The sequence below is a fragment of the Lysobacter sp. Soil_C_59 genome (assembly GCF_057656415.1).
Map to the genome: position 1 here is coordinate 72,454 of NZ_JBDGKK010000011.1, position 22,466 is coordinate 94,919.

Below are 22,466 nucleotides of genomic sequence, written 5' to 3' on the forward strand. Positions count from 1 at the left end.
TAAAAACACGGGGCGGTAGGGGCATACTTGGCCCATGAACCGCCCCGACCTGCTCGACGCCGCCACCCTCGCCGCCCAGCCGGCGGACCGTGCCACCTCGCTCGCCGCGCGCTACTACGCAGACCCGGCGACCGTGGCGCTGGACCGCGAGCGGATCTTCGACCGCGGCTGGCAGATCCTGGCCCACGTCTGCCAGTTGCAGAACGCCGGCGACCACGTCGTCGGTGACTTCAACGGCTTGCCGGTGATCGCCGTGCGCGGCGCCGACGGCGAGATCCGCGTCTTCCACAACGTCTGCCGCCATCGTGCCGGCCCGCTGGCCGCCTGCGACGGCCTGGCGGCCAAGTCGCTGCGCTGCCGCTACCACGGCTGGACCTATACGCTCGATGGGGCGCTGCGCTCGGCTCCGGAGATGGGCACCGCGCCGGACTTCAACGTCGCCGACATCAAGCTGCCGCAACTGGCGGTGCGTGTGTGGCAGGGGCTGGTGTTCGCCGCGGTCGATGCCGAGCATGCGATCGACTTCGATGCCATGGTTGCCGGCATCGACGAGCGCCTCGGCGCCGATCGCCACCTCGAGCGTTACGGCCATCACCGCCGCGTCGGCTACGACATCAACTGCAACTGGAAGATCTACATCGACAACTACCTGGAGGGTTACCACGTGCCGCACGTGCACCCCGGGCTGAACAAGTTGCTGGACTACCGCAGCTACACGACCGATACCCACGAGTGGTATTCGCTGCAGTACAGCCCGCTTGAAAGCGGCGATGATCTGTACGGCAGCGGCGACGCGCTGTACTACTGGATCTGGCCGAACACGATGCTCAACATCGTCCCCGGCCGCCTGCAGACCAACCGCGTGATCGCCAAGGGCGTGGACAAGTGCCGCGTCGAGTTCGACTTTTATTACGCGATGGACGAGTCCGAGGAAGCCGCGGAGCGGCGCCTGGCCGACCTCAACTTCAGCGACGAAGTGCAGTTCGAGGACCTCACCATCTGCGAGGACGTGCAGCGCGGGATGGCATCAGGCTCGTACCAGCCGGGCCGGTTGAACCCGCTGCGCGAGAACGCGGTGCACCACTTCCATGAGCTGCTGCGGCGGGTGTATCGAGAGGCGTGACCTTCATCCTGCGTGAGCAGGAATCATGTAACCCGTCATTCCCGCGAAGGCGGGAACCCAGCGTCGTTGCCGTTGCATCGTTCCTGGCGAAAGGCACTGGGTTCCCGCCTTCGCGGGAATGACGGATCTGGGCTTCTCACAGACTCTCTTCCGGCACCGTCGCACTCGGCTCCGCCGGGCACCGCGTCCGCACCACCGCCGCCTCCCAGCGCCAGAAGCCCCACGCCACCAGCAGGAAGGCACTGGCCACGGCCACCATCCACAGCATGTGGTCGCTGATCCACGGCGACAGCACGCCGGCAATCAGCGCATTGAGCACCAGGCTGGTGAAAGCCTGCATCGATGAGGCCGAACCGCGCTGGCGCGGGTACATGTCGAGGATGGAAAGCGTCACGATCGGGAACACCAGGGCGATGCCGAACGCATTGAGCATCATCGGCAACACCGCCCAAGGCACCTGAGGCGTGTCGGTCCACAGGTTGTAGCCCAGGTTGAGCACCATCGCCACGGCCGAACAGGCGAAACCGATCGACACCAGCTTCTCACCGGTAACCTTGCCGGCCGCACGCCCTGATACGAACGCACCCAGCACCATGCCGCTGATCATCGGCACGAAAAACCAGCCGAACTGGCGCTCGTCGAGCTTGAGCACGTCGAGCACGAACGCCGGCGCCGACGCGATGTACAGCCACAACGCGGCGAAGTTGAACGCACTGGCCGCGGCCAGGCGCTGGAAACGTGGATTGATGACGATGGCGATGTAGTCGCGCAGCAGCCGTCGCGGCACGATCGGCAGGCGCGCCTGCGGCGGATGCGTCTCCGGCAGCGTGCGCCAGGTGACGACCAGCAGCACCAGCGAGAACGCCACCAGGAACCAGAAGATCGCCGGCCAGTGGCTCCAGCCCAGGATCCAGCCGCCGATCACTGGCGCCACCGCCGGCGCCACGCCGAAGATCATCGACACCTGGCTCATCAATCGCTGCGCGTCGTGACCTTGCAGCACATCGCGGATGACGGCGCGGCCGACGATCAGCCCCACGCCCGACGACAGGCCCTGCAAAGCGCGGAACACCAGCAGCGTGGTCAGGTCGGTGGCGAGCGCGCAGCCGACCGAGGCGACGGTGAACACCGTTAGCCCGCCGAGGATGACGCGGCGACGGCCAATCGCATCCGACAGCGGCCCGTGCACGATGCTCATCGCCGCATAGGCGATCAGGTAGACGCTGATGGTCTGCTGCATCGCCAGCTTGTCGGCACCGAACTGGGTGCCGATCGCCGGAAACGCCGGGAAGATGGTGTCGATCGAGAACGGGCCGAACATCGCCAGGCCGCCCAGCAACAGGGCCAGCAGGCGCACGGAAATGGACAGCGAAGGTGCGGGTGCAGCGGTGGGCATCAACGAATCTCTGGTGAGGGGCAGCGAGCTCAGGTGCCGGCGTTCGACGCCGCGGTATCGATCGGCACTTCGTCCGGCGGCCCCTTGAGCTCGACCAGATTGCCCTCCGGATCGAACAGGTACTGCGACGGGCCTTCACCTTCAGCACCGTAGCGACGTCCGAACTCGCCGACCTGCACGCCATGCGACTGCAGCCAGGCGACGATCGCCTCGCGGTCGAAGGGATCGGCGCGCAGGCACAGGTGGTCCATGTTGCGCCCTTCCACCCCTGGCGCGGCGCCGCCCATGCGCCCGATCTTTCCGGCCACGTCGACCAGATCGATCAGCGAGTTGCCTGCACGCAGCTGCACCAGGCCCACCGCATCGACCCGGCGCTCGACGTTGCAGCCGAGCACGTCGCAGTAGAACGCCGCCATCGCCGCCGGGTCGCGCACGCGCAGCACGACGTGGTCGAGCTGCAACAATCGGAACGGGGGCGTCATCGCGGCATCCTGCACCAGGGACGACAGCATACGCCGGCGGCCGCACGAGGAACCGCGCGCCTCCGCCACACTGGCTCCAAAAAAGAAAACGGGGCGGAAAGCCGCCCGTTTCCGTATGCTCCGGATGTCCTTACAGGCTGTGGCCAAAGCCGACGCCGATGGACTGCTCATGGCCGCTCATCGCCGCGCCGAAGCTGATCCGGCTCTTCGCACCAATCGGCTTGGCGTAGCCGACCGAGACCGCGCCGTGTCCCTCCTCGGTGCCCAGGCCAACACCAAAAGCACCGGCCGGGTTGCCGACGCTGGCCGCGGCGGCGCTGGAAGTCATCTGCGCCTGGGCCATCGACAGGGCACCCACTTGGCTGATGCGGCGGTCCTGGCTGACCAGCTTGCGGTCAAGCTGTTGCATACCGCCCCACACGTCGTCGACGCGCTGATCGGTGTAGGCGTTGGCGCGCGAGATCGCCTCGGCGCTGGAACGGGTCAGTCGATCATTGAGCTGGGCCACGTTGACCGCATCGCGCTCGGCTACGCCTTCTGCAACGTTGTGGATCGCCACCGGCTTGGCCGCACTCCCACCACCAAGCGAGATGCTGCCCTTGTCGGCACTGTCATAGGCCAGGACGGTCTTCATCTGACCGTCGACATCGGCCACGCCGGCGGCCTTGAGCTGTCCCATGTTGACCGCATCGTTATCGACCTTGCCGGCCGCCACGCCGGACAGGGTGCGATCGCCTGCGGTGCCGGTGAAGTTCACCGAAGTTCCGTTCGTGGCCTTGCCGACCGTCAGCTGCTCGCCTGGAGCCGCCTGCTGCACCAGCCCAACCGCACCGCCGTTGATCTGGCTGGTCAGGTTATTGACGCTGGACTCGACCTTGTCGATGCGCACCGTGTTGCTGTGGACACGGCCGTCGAGATTGGTCACCGCGGCTTCAACGCCTGTCACCGTCGCGGCTGTGCCGTCACCCCTGGTGAGCATGTATATCGGCGAGCTGACGGTGCCGTCAGCCTTGACGGTCGAACCACCGCCGAGGGCATTGGCCAGCGACTGGCCCGTGGCGTGCAATTGGCCGCCATTGACGGCCTCCTTGCTGCCTGCAGCCACGTCGCCATCGGCCACACCGGTCAGCTTGCGCGCGTGGGCGAACTTGTCGGCGAAGTTCACCTCCGTGCCATCGGTGTCCTTGCCCACGGTCAGCTTCTGGCCCGCTCCGGCCTGCTGCACCAACCCCAGGGAGCCGCTGTTGATCCCGGCAGTCAGGTTGTTGATCTGCGTGGTGTTGCCGTAGACGCGGCCATCGAGATTGGTCACCGCGGCTTCAACGCCTGTCACTGTCGTGGCTGTGCCGTCGGTCTTGGTAAGCGCGTATATCGGCGAGCTCACGGTGCCGTCAGCCTTGACCGCAGAGCCGCCGCCGAGTGCCTTGGCCAGCGACTGGCCCGCGGCGTGCAGTTGGCCGCCGTTGACGGCTTCCTTGCTTCCTGCAGCCACTGCGCCATCGGCAACGCCGCTCAACTTTCGCGCGTGGGCGAACTTGTCGGCGAAGTTCACCTCTGTACCATCGGTGTCCTTGCCCACCGTCAGCCTCTGGCCCGCTCCGCCTTGCTGCACCAATCCCACGGCGCCGCTGTTGATCCCGGTACTGAGGTTGTTGATCTGCGTGGTGTTGCCATGGACGCGGCGATCGAGATTGGTCACCGCGGCTTCAACGCCTGTCACTGTCGTGGCTGTGCCGTCATCCCTGGTGAGCATGTATATCGGCGAGCTGACGGTGCCGTCAGCCTTGACCGCCGAACCACTGCCGAGGGCATTGGCCAGCTGCGAACCGAGGTTGGTGACGTTGGTGTTGGTCGTGGCCAGCTGCGAGCCAAGGTTGGTGACGTTGGTGTTGGTGGTGTTGAGCTGCGTGCCGTTGACCGCGTCGGTCGAAGTGGCCGACAGCGTGCCGGCGGAAACGCCGGTCAGCTTGCGCGCGCCGGCGGTGCCGGTGAAATCCACCAGCGTGCCGTTGCTGCCCTTGGCCACCGAGATATTGCGGGTCGTCGCATCCTGCTGCACCAGGCCGGCGGTTCCACCGTTGATGTTGTTGACCGTGTTCTGCAGGTTGGTGATGTTGCCTTCGGCCGTAGTGACGCGGCCCGTGACGCCGGTGATGTTGGTGGCATTGGCCGTGGTGGCCGTGTCCAGCTTGCCCAGCGCGGTGCCCAGATCGGCGATGTTGGCCTGGCCCTGGATCGTGTACGACGGCGCCTTGATGGTGCCATCGGCATTGACGCCGGCGCTGCCGCCGAGCGCGGTGGTCACGCCCTTGAGCTGCGAGACGTTGACCGCGTCGGTGTCGGCCGTGCCCTTTGCCAGATTGATGATCTGACGCTGCGTTCCAGAGTTGCCCACGGACACGCTGTTGACGCGATCGGCGAGCGAGCTGTTGCCCAGGGCCACGCTGTTGTCGCCCGTGGCCTTGGCGTTGGTACCAACGGCCAGGGCCCACTTACCGTCGGAGGCAGCGTTGCCACCGATCGCAATGGAGTCGGCGCCGGTCGTCGTCGAATCGGCAAGCGTGGTGTTGGTGTGGAAGTACTTGACGCCGCCACCACTGGTGATGCTGTTCACCGTGTTCTGGACGCTGGCGATGTTGCCCTCGGCCGTGGTCACGCGGCCGGTGACGTTGGTGACGTTGGTGTTGGTGGTGTTGAGCTGCGTACCGTTGACCGCATCGGTCGAGGTGGCCGACAGCGTGCCGGCGGACACGCCGGTCAGCTTGCGGGCACCAGCGGTCCCAGTGAAGTCCACCAGCGTGCCGTTGCTGCCCTTGGCCACCGAGATCGTGCGGGTCGTCGCATCCTGCTGAACCAGGCCGGCCGTGCCACCGTTGATGTTGTTGACCGTGTTCTGCAGGTTGGTGATGTTGCCTTCGGCCGTAGTGACGCGGCCCGTGACGCCGGTGATGTTGGTGGCATTGGCCGTGGTGGCCGTGTCCAGCTTGCCCAGCGCGGTGCCCAGATCGGCGATGTTGGCCTGGCCCTGGATCGTGTACGACGGCGCCTTGATCGTGCCATCGGCATTGACGCCGGCGCTGCCGCCGAGCGCGGTGGTCACGCCCTTGAGCTGCGAGACGTTGACCGCGTCGGTGTCGGCCGTGCCCTTGGCCAGATTGATGATCTGACGCTGCGTTCCAGAGTTGCCCACGGACACGCTGTTGACGCGGTCGGCGAGCGAGCTGTTGCCCAGGGCCACGCTATTGTCGCCCGTAGCCTTGGAATTGGTACCAACGGCCACGCTCCACTTGCCGTCAGAGGCAGCGTTGCCACCGATCGCAATGGAGTCGGCGCCGGTCGTCGTCGAATCGGCAAGCGTGGCCACCGAGATCGTGCGGGTGGTAGCGTCCTGCTGAACCAGGCCGGCCGTGCCACCGTTGATGTTGTTGACCGTGTTCTGCAGGTTGGTGATGTTGCCTTCGGCCGTGGTCACGCGGCCGGTGACGTTGGTGACGTTGGTGTTGGTCGTCGCCAGCTGCGAGCCGAGGTTGGTGACGTTGTTGTTGGTGGTGGTCAGCTGAGAACCGAGGTTGGTGATGTTGCCCTCGGCCGTGGTCACGCGGCCGCCCAGCGCCGAGATGTTGGTGGCGTTCGTGGTGACGTTGGTGTTGGTGGTGTTGAGCTGCGCACCATTGACCGCATCGGTCGAGCCAGCCGACAGCGTGCCGGCGGACACGCCGGTCAGCTTGCGGGCTCCGGCGGTGCCGGTGAAGTCCACCAGCGTGCCGTCGCTGCCCTTGGCTACCGAGATCGTACGGGTCGTCGCATCCTGCTGAACCAGGCCGGCGGTGCCGCTGTTGATGTTGTTGACGGTGGTTTGCAGGTTGGTGACATTGCCTTCGGCTGTGCTCAGGCGACCGCCGAGTTTGCCCAGCGCGTTATCGACTTTGCTGAAGCCCAGGTCCACGGTGGGCGCGGAACCGGTGGTTCCGCCGAGGATGTTGGCGTTGGCAAGCTGGAAGTTCGGAAGGATGATTTCGCCGCTGGTACCGACACCGGCGGGCCCGCCAAATGCGGCCATTGCGAACTCCAGCTGCTGGACATTCACCGCGTCGGTGTCGCTCGTGCCGGCGGCAACGTTAGTCAACCTGGTGGCAGCGCCCGCGCCGCCTGACAGCATGACCGCGCCGAGCGCCAATGCGCCGCCGCAGACGGTCCTGCCGGCCTTCCCGCGGCCCTTGGCCACTTCCGAGGCGACGACCCAGCGGCCGGTGGTGGTGTTGAAGACGATTCGATAGATCTTGTTCATTGCATGGCACCTGAGGAGTGAGAAAGAGCCGCGCTGGGCTTTGGCTGGTGCGAATGCTAGGAACGGGGGTTTTTCGCGGTATGGGGAATTTCTTAATTCACCCGCACAGGGGCAGTGACCCTGCCCTCACGGCCTCGCGGGACTTTCTCCCGGGGAACTTTCATGATCGATTCAGCCGCGCTGTCCGGATCGGGGCAAAAAATGAGGTCTCCACCGCGGCCTTCCGCGGCCTCGGCACCCCGTCAGGGCGACCACTCCGGCTATAATTGCCACCGCAAGCAGACGGTGGGAGAAGCGGCCCGGCCCTGACCAAGGGGATGGACCGCTGCCGAAGGCGCAAACGCCCGGAATCGCTCAGGCCCCACAACCGCCGTCGGCTCAAACTCTGGAGAGACCGGATGCCCTCGCGGGCACGACCGGCGCCGAAGGGGCAAGAAGCGAAGCGGGGCGGAAGTTGGGAAACAATCCCTCCCCCGCTCCCGCGCTTCCAAACTCTCAGGCAAAAGGACAGAGGGGCATTCCATGTGCGCGATTGCGCACGCCCGGCTTTCATCAAGCCACTACGGATGCCTCCATGAGCCAGAACACGCCTGCTTCCCTGCGCGACCTCGAGCACCACGACGCCTTCCTCGAGCGTCACATCGGCCCCAACGACGCTGAAATCGCCCAGATGCTGAGCGTGGTCGGCTACGACTCGCTCGACGCGATGACCGATGCCATCGTGCCGGCCAACATCAAGTCGCCGTCGCCGCTGGCCCTGCCGGCGCCGATCACCGAGGTCGAGGCCATCGCCAAGATCCGCGCGATCGCCGACCAGAACCAGGTCTTCCGCAGCTTCATCGGCCAGGGCTACTACGGCACGCACACGCCCAACGTCATCCTGCGCAACATCCTCGAGAACCCGGCGTGGTACACCGCCTACACGCCGTACCAGGCGGAGATCTCGCAGGGCCGCATGGAAGCGCTGATCAACTTCCAGACGATGTGCGCCGACCTCACCGGCATGGAGATCGCCAACGCGTCCCTGCTCGATGAAGGCACCGCTGCCGCCGAGGCCATGACCCTGGCCAAGCGTTCGGCCAAGTCGAAGTCGAACGTGTTCTTCGTGTCCAACGGCGTGCATCCGCAAACGCTTGAGGTGCTGCGCACCCGCGCCGAGCCGCTCGACATCGAGCTGGTTGTCGCCGACGACGCCGAAGCCATCAGCATCGACAGCTTCGGCGTGCTGCTGCAGTACCCCAACACCTTCGGCCAGGTCCACGACTACAAGGCGCTGGCCGATGCCGTGCACGCGCGCGGCGGCCTGGTCGCCGTGGCCACCGACCTGCTCGCACTGACCCTGATCGCCGCTCCGGGCGAATGGGGCGCCGACATCGTCGTCGGCAACACCCAGCGCTTCGGCGTGCCGTTCGGTTTCGGCGGCCCGCACGCGGCGTTCATGGCCTGCCGCGACGCCTACAAGCGCTCGATGCCGGGCCGCCTGATCGGCGTATCGATCGACGCCGAGGGCAAGGCCGCCTACCGCCTGACCCTGCAGACGCGCGAGCAGCACATCCGCCGCGAGAAGGCCACTTCCAACATCTGCACCGCGCAGGTGCTGCTGGCAGTGATGGCGAGCATGTACGCGGTCTACCACGGCCCCGAGGGCCTGACCCGCATCGCCCGCCGTACCCACCGCCTCGCCGCGATCCTCGCAGGCTCCCTGCGCCAGGCCGGCCTTACCGTTGGTCCGGACTTCTTCGACACGCTGCACGTCGTCGGCGTCGATGCCGCTGCCGTCCACGCCAAGGCCGAGGCCGCGCGCATCAACCTGCGTCGCATCGATGGCAACAGCGTCAGCATCAGCCTTGATGAAACCACCACGCGTGCTGACGTGATCGCTCTGGCGGCGCTGTTCGGCGCCACCATCAACGACATCGACGCACTCGACAGCGCCACCGCCGACGCACTGCCGGCCGGCCTCAAGCGCACCAGCGGCTTCCTCGAGCACCCGGTGTTCAACACCCACCACAGCGAGCACGAACTGCTGCGCTATATGCGCGCCCTGGCCGACAAGGACCTGGCGATGGATCGCACCATGATCCCGCTGGGCAGCTGCACGATGAAGCTCAACGCCACCGCCGAGATGATCCCGGTGACCTGGCCGGAGTTCGGCAACCTGCATCCGCTGGCTCCCGCTGCGCAGGCAAAGGGCTACAAGGAACTGATCGACGGCCTGGAAGCGATGCTGGTCGAGTGCACTGGCTACGACGCAGTCAGCCTGCAGCCGAACTCCGGCGCGCAGGGCGAATACGCCGGCCTGCTGGCGATCCGCGCCTACCACCGCTCGCGCGGCGAGGACCACCGCGACATCTGCCTGATCCCGGAATCGGCACACGGCACCAACCCGGCCTCGGCGCAGATGTGCGGCATGCAGGTCGTGGTGACCAAGTGCGATGCCAACGGCAACGTCGACGTCGATGACATCCAGCGCGCCGCCGAGAAGTACAGCGAGCGCCTGGCCGCGCTGATGATCACCTACCCGTCCACGCACGGCGTGTTCGAGGAAGACATCGTCAAGATCTGCGAGATCGTGCACACGCACGGCGGCCAGGTCTACACCGACGGCGCCAACATGAACGCCCTGGTCGGCGTCGCCAAGCCCGGCAAGTGGGGCTCGGACGTGTCGCACCTGAACCTGCACAAGACCTTCTGCATCCCGCACGGCGGCGGTGGCCCGGGCGTCGGCCCGTGCGCGGTGAAGTCGCACCTGGCGCCGTTCCTGCCGCGCACGTTTGGCGGCGAAGGCGATGTCGGCATGGTGTCGGCGGCGAGCTTCGGCTCGGCTTCGATCCTGCCGATCAGCTGGATGTACGTGACGATGATGGGCGCGGAAGGCCTGCGCAAGGCGACCCAGGTCGCCCTGCTCAACGCCAACTACATCGCCACCCGCCTGGCACCGCACTACGAGACGCTGTACACCGGTCGCAATGGTCTTGTCGCGCACGAGTGCATCCTCGACCTGCGCCCGCTCAAGGACGCCACCGGCGTGTCGGCCGAGGACGTCGCCAAGCGCCTGATCGACTTCGGCTTCCATGCCCCGACCCTGAGCTTCCCGGTCGCCGGCACGCTGATGGTCGAACCGACCGAGTCGGAATCGCAGCACGAGCTCGACCGCTTCATCGACGCGATGATCCAGATCCGCGACGAGATCCGCGCGATCGAGGACGGCAAGCTGGACCGCGAGGACAACCCGCTCAAGCACGCGCCGCACACCGCCACCGCGGTCACGGCCAGCGAGTGGACCCACGCGTATCCGCGCGAGCTGGCGGCGTTCCCGCTGCCCTCCTTGCGCCTGCAGAAGTACTGGCCGCCGGTCGCCCGCGTCGACAACGTCTACGGCGACAAGAACGTCATGTGCGCGTGCATCCCGGTGGATGCGTACAAGGACGAGGTGGTTGAGGCGTAACTGCCCTTCGCTCTAGATCGTTACGCAACGAGGCCCCGCACTGCGGGGCCTCGTTGTTTGTGCGGCGGCTTACCCATCGCTCATCGTCGCCGCACCGCCGGTTGACTGGCCAGCGCCATGCCCAGGCGTGCGGCGGACCGTGCGTTGTCGGCGATGTCGCAACGCGACACCGGCCACACCCGCGACAGGCGCATGCGGGCGATGCATGCCACGGCCTGCCAGCGATCACGGCGGTCGATGCCGGCGTAGACGCTGCTCGACTCGCCTGCAGGCGTGCGATGCGGCGAAGCACCACGACGCGTCCTCGCACCCGGCACGGCCAGTGCCGTGCGCGAACGTGCCATGCGGAACTGCATGACCTGCTCATGGCTGGGATACACGCGCACGGTCGGGAGATCGAACACGCGTTCCGGTTCTGCGTCCATGGCCACGGCGGGCGCCTCGTCAGGCAGCGGCGTCAGCTCGGGCTCGAGCGTGGCGATCACGCGCACGCCAGGCAGGTCATGTATCTGCATGGTCGGCCCATCTCCCACGGGCTGTGCAACCACGCGGGTCGCGATCGAATGAGTGGCAGCGATCATTGCCAGTGCGGAAACAAGGGTCATCACGTTCATGGTGGAATTCCTTTCTAATCGTGGCCGAACGGCGATGCCCTGCCCGCTTTCCCTGGGCCGGGGGCCGAGATGGCCATGCGTTGGAGCGGTGTTGCGTTCAGGGGTGGGTCGGACTCACGCAGGCGCCATGGTCGGATCGAGTACCGACTGCACTTCGACGACGGAGTCGGCAGGGAAACCCGCCCGCTGCGCGTGCTCACGGATCAGTGCTTCGTCGCTCGCCAGGTAGACGCAGTAGGTCTTGTCGTTGGCGACGTACGAATGCAGCCACTGCACACCGGTGCCGAGTTCGTCGAGCACCTGGTTGGAGCGTTGGGCGACATCACACAGCGCCTCGTAGGGCTCCTTGCCGATGCCGCTGATGTTTCTTTCGATGACGTACTTCCTGAGCATGGTGGTTCTCCGGTTGCGGCCTCAGGCCTGCGAAGCGACGGCGTGCGGCTTGACGGCATGCACGTTCACGCCATAGGCGTGCAGCCGGTTGTGGAACTTGCGGTCGACATCGGTACCGACGAAGGACTCGAAGCGTTCGCAGACGCGCGCCTGCCCCAGGCCGCTGTCGGCGATCAGCTGCAGCAGCGCTGCCTCGGTCGATGCGCCGCCGATGCAGGCGGCCCACAAGTCGGCGTTGCCACGGGCGACGGCGGCCAGCTCGCGGTCGACCGCGACGGCGCCCAGGTACAGCGCCCCGCCGGGGCGCAGCACGCGCAGCACCTCGGACATCAGGCGGGGCTTGTCCGGTGCGAGGTTGATGACTCCGTTTGAGATCAGGATGTCGACGCTGGCGTCGGCAACCGGCAGGTCCTCGAAGGTGCCTTCATGCAGTTCAAGACGATCCAGCAGCCCGGCCTGCGCAGCAGCCGCCATCGCGCAGGCGCGCATGGCCGGGGTCAGGTCGACACCGATCACTCGCCCGTTCGGGCCGACCGCGCGCGCCGCCAGCAGCAGGTCCATGCCCGAACCGCAGGCGTGGTCGAGCACCACGCCGCCGGCAGGGATCGTGCCAATCCGCAGCGGATTGCCGACGCCGGAGAAGCGCTCGGTGCAGACTGCCGGCAGCGCGGCCAGCGCGGCGGCGTCATAGCCCAGCCGGTGCGCCGCATACGCCGCGCCGGTGTGGAAATGAAAGCGGCTGGACGGGTCGCGGGCGACGCGCTCATAGACGACGCGGACCTGCTGGTTCAGCCGATTGCTGTCGATGGTGAGCGGACAACGGCCCATGACGGCCTCCCAGGTATTGCCGTCGTCGTGTGCGTCGGCATGGGGGCCAATCTAGATAGCGCGCGTATCGATCGGATGTCCGAGCGCGGCGGGTTTGTAACAGCTGGTAACGACAGCCGATACTGTCGGCGCGGCTTTGCAGGCAGGAGCAGCTGATGGCGCATACGCCCTGTGTTCTGGTGGTCGACGATGACCAGGCGACCCGCGAGATGCTCGTGGAGGCGCTGAGCACCCACAATTTCCGGGCCCTGCAGGCCGGCGATGGCGCGGCCATGCGCAGTGAACTCGAGCGCGAGGCGCCCGACATCGTCCTGCTCGACATCCGCCTGCCGGGCGAGGACGGCCTGAGCCTGGCACGCTTCCTGCGCGAGCGTTACGACGTCGGCATCATCATGGTCACCGGCTCGGGCGATGTGATCGACCGCATCGTCGGCCTCGAGATCGGCGCAGACGATTACGTCGCCAAGCCGTTCGACCCGCGCGAGCTGATGGCCCGCATCAAGAGCGTGCTGCGCCGCATCCAGGCGCGTCCGCCCGAGGCGCCTGTCGCCAGCAGCCCCAGCCGTCGCGTCAGTTTCGGCCGGTGCACGCTGGATCTGGATTCGCACCAGGTGCTCGATGCCGACGGCACCGAGGTCATGGTCACGCACATGGAATTCGACCTGCTGCGCGTGCTGTACGAGCATCCGGGCAAGGCGCTCTCGCGCGACCAGATCCTGACCCTCACCCACAATCGTGAATGGGAGCCGTTCGACCGCTCGATCGACATCCGCATCGCCCGCCTGCGGCGCAAGGTGGAGATCGACCCGGACAACCCGCGCGCGATCCGCACCGTTCGCGGCGTCGGCTACATGTTCGTGCCCTCCACGTAACGGTCGCGGACGAAATTGTTTCTGCCGCGTAACAGCGGCCCGCGCCCTCGTTTGGCGCTCCTATACTCGAACCACGCCTGCAGCGGAGCCACGCCATGAATCCCGGCGACCTGTCCAGCAACGCCCTCGCCGACGACCGCGAGCGCGCACTGCGCGACAGCGAGCTGCGCCTGCAGCAGGTGCTCGACAACACCTCAGCGGCGGTGTTCGCCAAGGACCGCAGCGGCCGCTACCTGTTCGTCAACCGCGAGTTCGAGCGCCTGACCGGGCACAACGCCGCGGCGTTGATCGGACGCTCCGACCGCGACATCTTCCCCGCCGAGCAGGCCGCCGGCCTGCGCCGCAACGACATGCGCGTGCTGCTGGAAGCGCGGGCGATGGAGTTCGAGGAGAGCGGCGTGTTCGCCGGCGAGCAACGCACCTACCTATCGGCCAAGTTCCCGCTGCTCGATTGCGATGGCGCACCGTATGCCGTCTGCGGCATCGCCACCGACATTACCCGCCGCAAGCAAATCGAAAGCGCACTGACCAGTTCCGCTCTGGCGGTGTCGAATGCGCGCGGTCGCGACCTGTTCGTCGAGCTGTCGCGCTACCTCGGCGCAATCCTCGATGTCGAGGTTGCCTTCATCGCCGAGATGCGCGAGGAAGACCCGGGCATGATGCGCGTGCTCGCCTTCATCGCTGACGGTGCGCCGCGCGGAACCTTCGAGTACGCACTGGCGAACACCGCCTGCGACACCGTCGTCGGCCACGGCTTCCGCATCTATCCCGCCGGCCTGGGCAGCCTGTTCCCGCTGGACGACGACTTCATCGAACTCGGCGCCGAGAGTTATGCCGGCTACCCGCTCACCGACACGCAGGGCCGTCCGCTCGGATTGATCTCGATCGTCTCGCGGCGCCCGCTGGAGCAGGCCGAGTTCATCGAGTCGGTAATGAAGATCTTCGCCGTGCGCGCATCGGCCGAGATCGAGAGGCAGCGCGGCGACGCGGCACTGCTGGCATCACAGGTCAGCTACCGGCAGATCTTCGAGGCCAGCGAGGATGCGATCGTCGTCTACGACCCGGCCACCGACCGCATCGTCGACGTCAACCCGAAGGCCTGCACGACTTCCGGCTACAGCCACGATGAACTGCTGCACATTGCCGTCGACCACCTCGGCTCGGGCGAGGCGCCCTACACTGGCGCCGATGCGGCCATGCATTTGCAGTACGCCCAGCAACACGGCTCGGCCCGCTTCGAATGGCGCCGCCGCAACAAGGACGGCAGCCTGTACTGGGACGAGGTGTTCCTCAAGGCCGCCCGTATTGGCGGCGAGCCGCGGATCCTCGCCTTCACCCGTGACATCACCGAGCGCAAGCTCGCCGAGGAAGCCGCGCAGCGCAACGCCGAGCATCTGCGCGCCACGGTCAGCGCTGCCCTCGACTGCATCATCGCCATGGATGAGCACGGCACGATCATCAAGTTCAATCCTGCTGCCGAAACGTGCTTCGGTTACCGCGAGCGCGAAGCACTCGGGCAATCGCTGGCCGAGCTCATCATTCCCGAACGCTTCCGCGAGCGTCATCGCCAGGGAATGCAGCGCTTCCTGTCCGGCGGTCCCGGCCCGTATCTGCAGCGACGGCTGGAAGTGACCGCACTGCGCGCCGACGGCAGCGAGTTCCCGGCGGAACTGGCCATCGGCGTCGACGAGAGTCCGTCAGGGCGCATCTTCATCGGCTACCTGCGCGACATCACCGAACGCATCGAAGCCGAACAACGGCGTGCCCGGCTCGAGGCGCAGCTGCTGCAGGCCAAGAAGATGGAAGCGCTGGGCCATCTCACCGGCGGCATCGCCCACGACTTCAACAACCTGCTGGCAAGCATCATGGGTTACGTGGCCATGGCGAGCGAGCGCAGTGCCAGTGGCGGCGACGCGCGGCTGGAGAGCTACCTGGGCCACGCGCTGCAGTCCTGCGAACGCGCGCGCGACCTGATCCAGCAGATGCTGATGTTCAGTCGCGGACAGAAGGGCGAGCCGCGCCTGCTCGACCCGGCCCAGTCCATCGAGCAGAACCTTGCCGTGTTGCGTCCGAGCATTCCCTGCGAAGTGGACGTGGCGGTCGATACCGCCGCCGCTGCCGGCGCCATCTGCTTCGACCCGGTGCAGTTCGGCCAGGTCATGCTCAACCTGTGCCTGAATGCCTGTGATGCGATGCAGGGCCGCGGCCGACTCGAGATCGGACTTCACGAAGCCAACGAGGACGGCCGACTGTGCAGCGCCTGCCAGCAACCCGTGTCGGGCCCGTTCGTCGAGATCGCGATTGGCGATTCCGGCCCCGGCATAGAACCGGCGGTGCTGGAACGCATCTTCGATCCGTTCTTCTCGACCAAGCCACCTGGCAAGGGCGCCGGCATGGGCCTGGCGACGGTGCACGGCATCGTCCACGAGCATGGCGGGCATCTGATCGTCGAATCCGAACCGGGGCTCGGCACGCGTTTCCGCGTCCTGGTGCCTATCTGCAAGGCCGACGCCGACGAAGTCGTGCGCCAGCAGCGCGCGAGCACGCCGACAACCACTCCGCGGTTGCTGGGCCGCGTGCTCGTCGTCGACGACGAGCGCAGCGTTGGCGAATTCATGTGCGAACTGTTGTCGAGCTGGGGCGTGGAGGCGGACTTTGTCGCCGCACCCGCGCAGGCGCTGGAACGCATCAAGCAGGCACCGGCGCACTACCAGTTGCTGATCACCGACCACTCCATGCCATCGATCACCGGCATCCAGCTGGCGCAGTCGCTGCAATCCGTCGCACCGCAGCTGCCGGTGTTGCTCTATACCGGCCTGGCCGATCGCGTCAGCGAGCAGGCATTCCCGCCGAACATGCTGCGAACGGTGCTGCGCAAGCCGATCGACCACGCGCAGCTGGCGCGCGAACTGTCGGCGATCCTGCAGTCCACGGCGACGTAAAAAAAAGGCCCCGCGATGCGGGGCCTTTTTCCAGGCTGGATCGATCAGCCGCCGTGCTTCTTCAACCACGCATCCACTGCCGGCAACCGCTCGTTGCGCACCTTCACGCGGTAGATCACGTTGGCGACCGCAGTATTGGCGTCACGGCGCGAACCGGCGGCGAGGTGCTGCTCCGCGTACGTCTGGATCTTGCCGACCATCGCCGGATCCAGCGAGCTGTTGGCCAGGCCCGGGTAGTAGCGGCTGCGCGAGGACGAATCCACACGCTTGTCGACATCGCTCATGTGGCTCATCGCGAAGTCGAACGCCAGTTCCGGATGCTGCGAAGCGACGGCGCGGATCATCCCGGCGCTGTTGGTCGCACCCGGCTCATCTGTCAGGGCCAGCTCGAGCGCACGCTGCGCCAGCGCCTTGTCCGCGCTCGAGGACAGCATCTGGTACAGCTCGTCCTTCATCAGCGGCGTCTTCTCCGCCTGCGCGGCGGCATGCAGCTGGTCCCAGGTCGCGGCATCGGCGTGGTGCGCGACCACCGCGAGGATGGTCTTGCGCAACGCCGCCGGCACCGCGGCCGGATCCGTGTCCTGCGCTGCGTAACGACGACGCGCCTCGGCGACCACCTTGTCGTCGCCCAGCGAGCTGAGCGTATCAATCAGGCGCGTGCGCAGGATCTTGACCGGATCAGCCTCGCCCTGCTTCTCGTCCCAACCGATGCGTGCGAACACCGGCGCCAGCTGGGCGATGGCGAACTTGCGGAAGCGGGTCTGGCGGGCGATGTCGCCCTGGTAGTAGTCGTTGAGGCTGTCGAGCTTGCCGGCAATGTCACCCCAGATCTGCGGGTCGGACGCGGCCGGCGTGGCCTTGACCAGGTCGAGGTAGTTGGCCGGCGATTGCAGGCCGGCCAGCCCCAGTGCCCAGGTGTCGCCCATCAGGCCGAGCTGGTCGATCGGTGCCACCTTGGCGAACCCGGCGCGGATCGATGCGAACTGCTCCGGCGAGTACAGCGTGCGGTAGTAACCGCTCTGGCCGGCGTTCACCACGACCGGACCGCAACCGGGCACGTCGAGCGAACCGGCGCCGCCTTCGACAATCGTGCGCACAGGTTCACCACCAACCGCCTGCGCGATCACCGGCACGCGCCACGACAGCGGCTGCTTGTCCGGACGGTCCTTGGTGAACTCGCCCTGTGTCAGCTTGAGCGTGGTCTTGCCGTTGCTGCACGTCGCCGACTGCACCGTGATCATCGGGATGCCCGGCTGCAGGGTGAAGTCGTGGGCGATGTCGAGGATCGGCTTGCCCGCGGCGGCCTGCACCTGCTTCCACAGGTCGTCCGACACGGTGTTGCCGTAGGCGTGCGCCTTCATGTAGTTGCGCACACCTTCGCGCCACGCCTCTTCACCGACATAACCCTCGAGCATGCGGATCACCGCACCGCCCTTCTGGTAGGTGATGGCGTCGAAGGCCTGGCTGGCCTGCTCGACGGTTTCCACGTGCTGCACCACCGGATGCGTGGTGGCCACGGCATCGCGGCTCATCGCGCCTTCGCGGCCCGACACGGCGTACAGCTGGGTGTTCCATTCCGGATGCAGCTTCTGCGTGGTGCGCGAGGCCATCCAGGTGGCGAAACCTTCGTTGAGCCACAGGTCGTCCCACCAGCTCATTGTCACCAGGTCACCGAACCACTGGTGGGCGATCTCGTGCGCGGCGACCGAGAACACGCGCTGCTTGTCGGACTGGGTCGAGAACGCCGGGTCGAGCAGCAGGGTGTGCTCGAAGGTAAAGATCGCGCCCCAGTTTTCCATGGCGCTGAAGAACTGGCTGGCGCCAGGCGAAGCGACATTGTCGAGCTTGGGCAACGGGTAAGGCGTGCCGAAGTAGTCGTTGTACTCGCGCAGCACGTCAACCGAGGAGTCAAGCGCGAACCTGGCCTGGTCAACCACGCCCTTCTGGGTGATCACGCCGACTTCGGTCTCGCCAAGCTTGGCGGTGGCGCGGTCGAACTCGCCTTGGCTGAAGAACAGCAGGTAGGTCGACATCTTCGGCGACTGCGCGAATCGCACGCGCGTCAGGCCGTTGCCAAGGTCGGTGGTCGCCGTCGCCGGCATGTTGCTGACCGCCATCTCGCCGCTCGGCACGGTGGCCTCGAGGGTGAAGGTGGCCTTGTGCGACGGCTCGTCCCACGACGGGATCATGCGGCGCGCATCGGAGTTCTCGAACTGCGTGAACAGTGCGCGCTTCTTGCCGGCCTTGGTGTCGTAGTCGATCGCGAACAGGCCGTTGGCCTGGGTGCCGATCTTGCCGGTGTAGTCCATCGCCAGGCGGTAGCTGCCCACGGCCAGCGGCTTGTCGAAGGTGAAAGTGGCGGTCTGCGCGTCGGCGTCGACGCCGACCTTGGCCGCGACGGCCTTGCCCTTGCCGGTGGCGGGCGACAGCTTCGCCGAGGCGAAGGTCATGTCCACGGCCTGCAGGGTAATGGTCGCGGTCGGTTCCAGCACGTCCAGCGTGATCGTCACCTGGCCATCGAAAGTCAGCGTCTGCGCATGCGGCGCGATCGCGACGTCGTAATGGGTCGGGCGCACGTTGCGCGGCAGCTGCGTGGTGGTGGCCTGTGTGGCGGCGGTATCGGTCATGGTTGCGGGTGCGGCTGCCATGGCGGTGACGCAGTTGCCGGCCAATGCCAGCGCGATAGCGGTAACCAGAAAACGACGCATCAACTTCCCCCTGAAAAAATCTACGGTGTGATCGGCCCTTGTGGGCCTGTAATGGGTCGGTGCGGCAACGGCTGCGTCCCCACGCAGCAACTTGCCCCAGACCGGCTGTGCCGATCCTGCCCGTTGGCAGCTGAGCGCAAATCGTCCCGGATGACCAGCATCGGAAGTCATGCCGGGGCTGCCCGGGGTCACATTGCCGGGGTGGGGTTGTCCCCCGCCCAGCTGGAAACGCTGAACCGGCTCCTGCGCGAGGCGCCGGCCCAGGACACCGTCCCGGCACCGGTACCGGCAGCGGCGCCCGTTGCCGCGCAGGAAGCGCCTGCAACGCAGCACGAACCCGCCGATCCGGGCGGCCAGCCGATCCGCAGCAGGCTCAAGGGACCGGTCCATAGTGGTCGTCCCCGGACTGGCCGGACGCTGGTTCCTGCAGGTCGACGAGGACATGCCAAAGGCGCGGGTGTACCGCATCGACTGAGCCGAGCCTGGCCGTCGCCACGCGCCCTTGACGTCGTTGTGCGGTAAACAGGGCGTGCTGCGGTACGTGACCGCGGCCACGCGCAGCCGGGGATTCCAATGCCAGGACGTTGGGTGAGCACGGGAAACGATCTTGATGCGCGACCTGGCCGTGGCCGGCGCATGCGTGCGCTGATCCTGGCGCTCGTGCTGGCGGCGCTGGCGCCGAGCTGGGCCGCAGCAGCCGCTCCGCCCGCACAGAGCGGCAACCCCCTCACCGCGGACACGGCACCGGCGACACCGCCGCCGGCCACCGAAGCGACGGTCCGGTTTTTCAACCGCGACATCATGACGATGCGCAGCACCCTGCTCGGCCGCTCGCCCGAGCTGCGCGCGCGCACCGCCGAAGCCAACATCGAGCAGGTGGTGCAGCGGCCGGGCACGCCCACGGTGGCATTCGAGAACATCCCGCAGGGATCGCTGGTGTTGCTGGGCGGGCAACTGGTGGCGATGTACACGCCCGCCGACCTGGATGCACTGAACCACCAGACCATGGCCCAGGCCCGCGCCGAGATCGCCCGCAACCTCACGCAGGCCGTGCAGGCGGCCGAACGCGACCACGCGCCGCGGCAACTGCTCAACGGCGTGCTGATGTCGTTGCTGGCCACCGTGGTCGCCGCGCTGGCGATGCTCGCGCTGTTCTGGCTGCGGCGGCAGATCGAATCGCGATTCCAGCGCTGGATCGAGATCCGCGTGCAGACGCTGCGCCAGGAATCCACGCGCCACGTCGTGACCAGCCTGCGCACCTTCCTCAACTGGTTCAAACGCCTGGTGCTGTGGCTGGTCGCGCTGCTGGTGCTGGAGGAATGGCTGCGCTTCGTGCTTGGCCAGTTCGGCTTCACCCAGCCGTGGTCGCAACGCATGACCGGCTGGATCGTCGACCTGTTGTCGGGCTGGGGCCAGGCAATCGCCGCCGCCGTACCGGGCCTGGTGGCGGCGTTCGTGATCCTGTTCCTCGCCCGCATCCTCGCCAACACCCTGAGCATGACCTTCCGCGCCGTGGAGAGCGGCCGCTTCCAGTTGTTCGGCATCGATGACCAGCTGGCCGAACCCACGCGCAAGCTGCTGGTGGCGGTGGTCTGGCTGTTCGCCGTGGCAATGGCGTATCCCTACCTGCCCGGCGCGCAGACCGACGCGTTCAAGGGCCTGAGCGTGCTGGTGGGCCTGATGATCTCGCTGGGCGCTTCCAGCATCGTCGCCCAGGCGGCCGGCGGCTTCACGCTGCTCTATGCGCGCACGATGGCCGTCGGCGACCTGGTGCGGATCGGCGAGGTCGACGGCGTGGTCCTGCAGATCGGTCTGTTCACCACACGCCTGCGCAACCTGATGGGCGTGGAGATCAGCATTCCCAACAACGTCGTGCTCGGCGGCCAGTTGCACAACTATTCGCGCAATCCGGACGGACCCGGCCTGTGGCTGGAGACCGGCGTGACCATCGGCTACGACTCGCCCTGGCGCCAGGTGCATCGTCTGCTGCTCGATGCCGCGGCCAGGACCGGGAAGATCCAGACCACGCCTGCTCCCTACGTGCTGCAGACCGCGCTGTCGGACTTCTATGTCGAATACAAGCTGCGCGCGCGCATCCTCGAACCGGTGCTGCGGCCGTTCGTGCTGACCGAATTGCACTCCAACATCCAGGATGCGTTCAACGAAGCCGGCGTGCAGATCATGTCGCCCAACTACGAAGCCGATCCCGAACAGCCGAAGATGGTCGATCGCGCGCACTGGGAAGGGATGCCGTCACCGCTGGCCGCGCAGGCGGGCCAGCAGCCGCCCTCAGAAAGCTGACGCAGCACGGCGGGCCATTCAGGCACGCGGTTCGGGTAGCGCAGTGAAAAACTGTGCGATGCATCAGGACTTCACGGATTGGCGTTCGATGGACTGCCGACATCAGGAGCCTTGACCTGGAATCCATCGCGCTGGAGCGCCGCAGCAAGCCCGGTGGAGCCAATTAGCTCCTTCACCGCAAGCGTGGTGAACACGGTGTCGTGGCTTGCGAGGACAGTCTGCAATTCCCCAAGCCACCTTGCGTCCATTTCACGATCAATGTCGGCAAAACCCTGCTGGACGCCGATGGCCTGATTAGTCAGGCGAGCCCAACAGAAGTTCAACTCGCTCCCACTGTTTGAAAACTCGGAAAGGCGCGTTAGGTCTCCACTGGCCCAGGCATCGCCACGAACAGCTGCCGTTTGCACGAACGGCTCAATCCTGTCCAAGGTATCCTCGAGGCAACTTATGTCATCGGTGCCGGACACGTTGAACCGTTTCACGGCGTCCTTCGGCTCCCTGATGGCCAAGCGATATCGAGCATCGGCACGCGGCACATTCTGCCTCCTGGCAGCTCGCTCGATGACGGGGTCGGCAGCGCTGTCCATGGAAGCGTGTGCCTGCTCCTTGGCGGCTTTGAACAGCTCGTAGGCGGCGTACATCGGACGAAGGCGATCGACGTCATCGTCGCCCCCTAGGAATCTGGCTCGCGCGACTTTCCACTTTGCATACGTGGCGGCAGAAAGGACATCCCGCAATGATTTGTTGTCAGGATTGAACTTCGCGCGATGAATGGATGGCCAAAGCGTCAAGCCGCGAAAGAGGCCGATATCTGCACCGACAACCAGCCCCGGCGGGCCGAGAACCACGTCAGATTGCGCGATCCTGCTTTCGATTCCAGACGCATTGAACTTCATTCCCTCCGGCAAGAGCGGGAACGTCCCGAGAATCCAGACCTTCTTTTCGCCGCGCGTGAATTCCCAGATGGGGGGGGGCCGATTGATCCGCGCTGACCACCATGGCGCCCAAGGTCCTGACAGGCCCGGAAGCAGGTACGGCAGCGGGCTGGTTCGCAGCAGCAGTACCCGTACC

At 66.4% G+C, this 22,466-nt stretch carries 13 protein-coding genes and 2 riboswitches; of the genes, 5 read left to right on the forward strand and 8 right to left on the reverse strand.

The window, feature by feature from the left end; translation table 11 throughout:
• Window positions 1-34: 34 nt before the first annotated feature.
• Complete coding sequence (locus tag AC3A3Q_RS16905) at window positions 35-1,123, forward strand: aromatic ring-hydroxylating oxygenase subunit alpha (protein WP_487587338.1); 1,089 nt, start codon at window positions 35-37, stop codon at window positions 1,121-1,123.
• A 136-nt stretch (window positions 1,124-1,259) separates the two neighbouring features.
• On the opposite strand, the gene AC3A3Q_RS16910 is transcribed toward AC3A3Q_RS16905, so the two are convergent.
• The 3 genes from AC3A3Q_RS16910 to AC3A3Q_RS16920 form a co-directional block, all read right to left on the reverse strand.
• Window positions 1,260-2,519 (reverse strand): multidrug effflux MFS transporter, encoded by a 1,260-nt coding sequence (locus AC3A3Q_RS16910; protein ID WP_487587339.1) that lies wholly within the window; start codon window positions 2,517-2,519, stop codon window positions 1,260-1,262.
• Window positions 2,520-2,548: 29 nt separating this feature from the next.
• On the reverse strand, window positions 2,549-3,001 hold the full coding sequence (locus AC3A3Q_RS16915; RefSeq protein WP_487587340.1) for a VOC family protein: 453 nt from the start codon (window positions 2,999-3,001) through the stop codon (window positions 2,549-2,551).
• A 130-nt stretch (window positions 3,002-3,131) separates the two neighbouring features.
• Complete coding sequence (locus tag AC3A3Q_RS16920) at window positions 3,132-7,289, reverse strand: beta strand repeat-containing protein (protein WP_487587341.1); 4,158 nt, start codon at window positions 7,287-7,289, stop codon at window positions 3,132-3,134.
• Window positions 7,290-7,565: 276 nt separating this feature from the next.
• Window positions 7,566-7,669: riboswitch (glycine riboswitch) on the forward strand.
• A gap of 3 nt (window positions 7,670-7,672) precedes the next feature.
• Window positions 7,673-7,802, forward strand: a riboswitch (glycine riboswitch).
• A 61-nt stretch (window positions 7,803-7,863) separates the two neighbouring features.
• Here AC3A3Q_RS16920 and gcvP point away from each other — a divergent pair.
• Window positions 7,864-10,737, forward strand: a complete 2,874-nt coding sequence (gcvP, locus tag AC3A3Q_RS16925; RefSeq protein ID WP_487587342.1) for an aminomethyl-transferring glycine dehydrogenase — start codon at window positions 7,864-7,866, stop codon at window positions 10,735-10,737.
• 80 nt (window positions 10,738-10,817) lie between these two features.
• Here gcvP and AC3A3Q_RS16930 read toward each other — a convergent pair whose 3' ends face one another.
• The 3 genes from AC3A3Q_RS16930 to AC3A3Q_RS16940 form a co-directional block, all read right to left on the reverse strand.
• Complete coding sequence (locus AC3A3Q_RS16930) at window positions 10,818-11,351, reverse strand: hypothetical protein (RefSeq protein WP_487587343.1); 534 nt, start codon at window positions 11,349-11,351, stop codon at window positions 10,818-10,820.
• Between the two features lie 114 nt (window positions 11,352-11,465).
• On the reverse strand, window positions 11,466-11,744 hold the full coding sequence (locus tag AC3A3Q_RS16935) for a DUF4242 domain-containing protein (protein WP_487587344.1): 279 nt from the start codon (window positions 11,742-11,744) through the stop codon (window positions 11,466-11,468).
• Between the two features lie 21 nt (window positions 11,745-11,765).
• Entirely contained in the window at window positions 11,766-12,572 is an 807-nt protein-coding gene (locus AC3A3Q_RS16940) for a methyltransferase domain-containing protein (protein WP_487587345.1), read from the reverse strand.
• A 155-nt stretch (window positions 12,573-12,727) separates the two neighbouring features.
• On the opposite strand from AC3A3Q_RS16940, the gene AC3A3Q_RS16945 reads away from it, so the two are divergent.
• Both AC3A3Q_RS16945 and AC3A3Q_RS16950 read left to right on the forward strand, forming a co-directional pair.
• Window positions 12,728-13,444 carry a response regulator gene (locus tag AC3A3Q_RS16945; RefSeq protein WP_487587346.1) on the forward strand — a complete coding sequence of 239 codons (717 nt, stop codon included), beginning with the start codon at window positions 12,728-12,730 and terminating at the stop codon, window positions 13,442-13,444.
• A gap of 95 nt (window positions 13,445-13,539) precedes the next feature.
• A complete protein-coding gene (locus AC3A3Q_RS16950) occupies window positions 13,540-16,386 on the forward strand; it encodes a PAS domain-containing hybrid sensor histidine kinase/response regulator (RefSeq protein WP_487587347.1) in 2,847 nt (948 codons plus the stop codon).
• A 44-nt stretch (window positions 16,387-16,430) separates the two neighbouring features.
• Here the strand turns inward: AC3A3Q_RS16950 and AC3A3Q_RS16955 are convergent, their stop codons facing one another.
• On the reverse strand, window positions 16,431-19,094 hold the full coding sequence (locus AC3A3Q_RS16955; RefSeq protein WP_487587348.1) for a M1 family metallopeptidase: 2,664 nt from the start codon (window positions 19,092-19,094) through the stop codon (window positions 16,431-16,433).
• A 636-nt stretch (window positions 19,095-19,730) separates the two neighbouring features.
• On the opposite strand from AC3A3Q_RS16955, the gene AC3A3Q_RS16960 reads away from it, so the two are divergent.
• Complete coding sequence (locus tag AC3A3Q_RS16960; protein WP_487587349.1) at window positions 19,731-21,395, forward strand: mechanosensitive ion channel family protein; 1,665 nt, start codon at window positions 19,731-19,733, stop codon at window positions 21,393-21,395.
• A 71-nt stretch (window positions 21,396-21,466) separates the two neighbouring features.
• On the opposite strand, the gene AC3A3Q_RS16965 is transcribed toward AC3A3Q_RS16960, so the two are convergent.
• Entirely contained in the window at window positions 21,467-22,456 is a 990-nt protein-coding gene (locus AC3A3Q_RS16965) for a TraB/GumN family protein (RefSeq protein WP_487587362.1), read from the reverse strand.
• Window positions 22,457-22,466: the final 10 nt, after the last annotated feature.

Bases quoted from the DNA above. Each gene is read 5' to 3' on its own strand.
- AC3A3Q_RS16960 (WP_487587349.1), top strand. From the start codon at position 19,731: ATGCGTGCGCTGATCCTGGCGCTCGTGCTGGCGGCGCTGGCGCCGAGC.
- AC3A3Q_RS16940 (WP_487587345.1), bottom strand. From the start codon at position 12,572: ATGGGCCGTTGTCCGCTCACCATCGACAGCAATCGGCTGAACCAGCAG.
- AC3A3Q_RS16955 (WP_487587348.1), bottom strand. From the start codon at position 19,094: ATGCGTCGTTTTCTGGTTACCGCTATCGCGCTGGCATTGGCCGGCAAC.
- gcvP (WP_487587342.1), top strand. From the start codon at position 7,864: ATGAGCCAGAACACGCCTGCTTCCCTGCGCGACCTCGAGCACCACGAC.
- AC3A3Q_RS16910 (WP_487587339.1), bottom strand. From the start codon at position 2,519: ATGCCCACCGCTGCACCCGCACCTTCGCTGTCCATTTCCGTGCGCCTG.
- AC3A3Q_RS16945 (WP_487587346.1), top strand. From the start codon at position 12,728: ATGGCGCATACGCCCTGTGTTCTGGTGGTCGACGATGACCAGGCGACC.
- AC3A3Q_RS16935 (WP_487587344.1), bottom strand. From the start codon at position 11,744: ATGCTCAGGAAGTACGTCATCGAAAGAAACATCAGCGGCATCGGCAAG.
- AC3A3Q_RS16950 (WP_487587347.1), top strand. From the start codon at position 13,540: ATGAATCCCGGCGACCTGTCCAGCAACGCCCTCGCCGACGACCGCGAG.
- AC3A3Q_RS16905 (WP_487587338.1), top strand. From the start codon at position 35: ATGAACCGCCCCGACCTGCTCGACGCCGCCACCCTCGCCGCCCAGCCG.
- AC3A3Q_RS16930 (WP_487587343.1), bottom strand. From the start codon at position 11,351: ATGAACGTGATGACCCTTGTTTCCGCACTGGCAATGATCGCTGCCACT.
- AC3A3Q_RS16920 (WP_487587341.1), bottom strand. From the start codon at position 7,289: ATGAACAAGATCTATCGAATCGTCTTCAACACCACCACCGGCCGCTGG.
- AC3A3Q_RS16915 (WP_487587340.1), bottom strand. From the start codon at position 3,001: ATGACGCCCCCGTTCCGATTGTTGCAGCTCGACCACGTCGTGCTGCGC.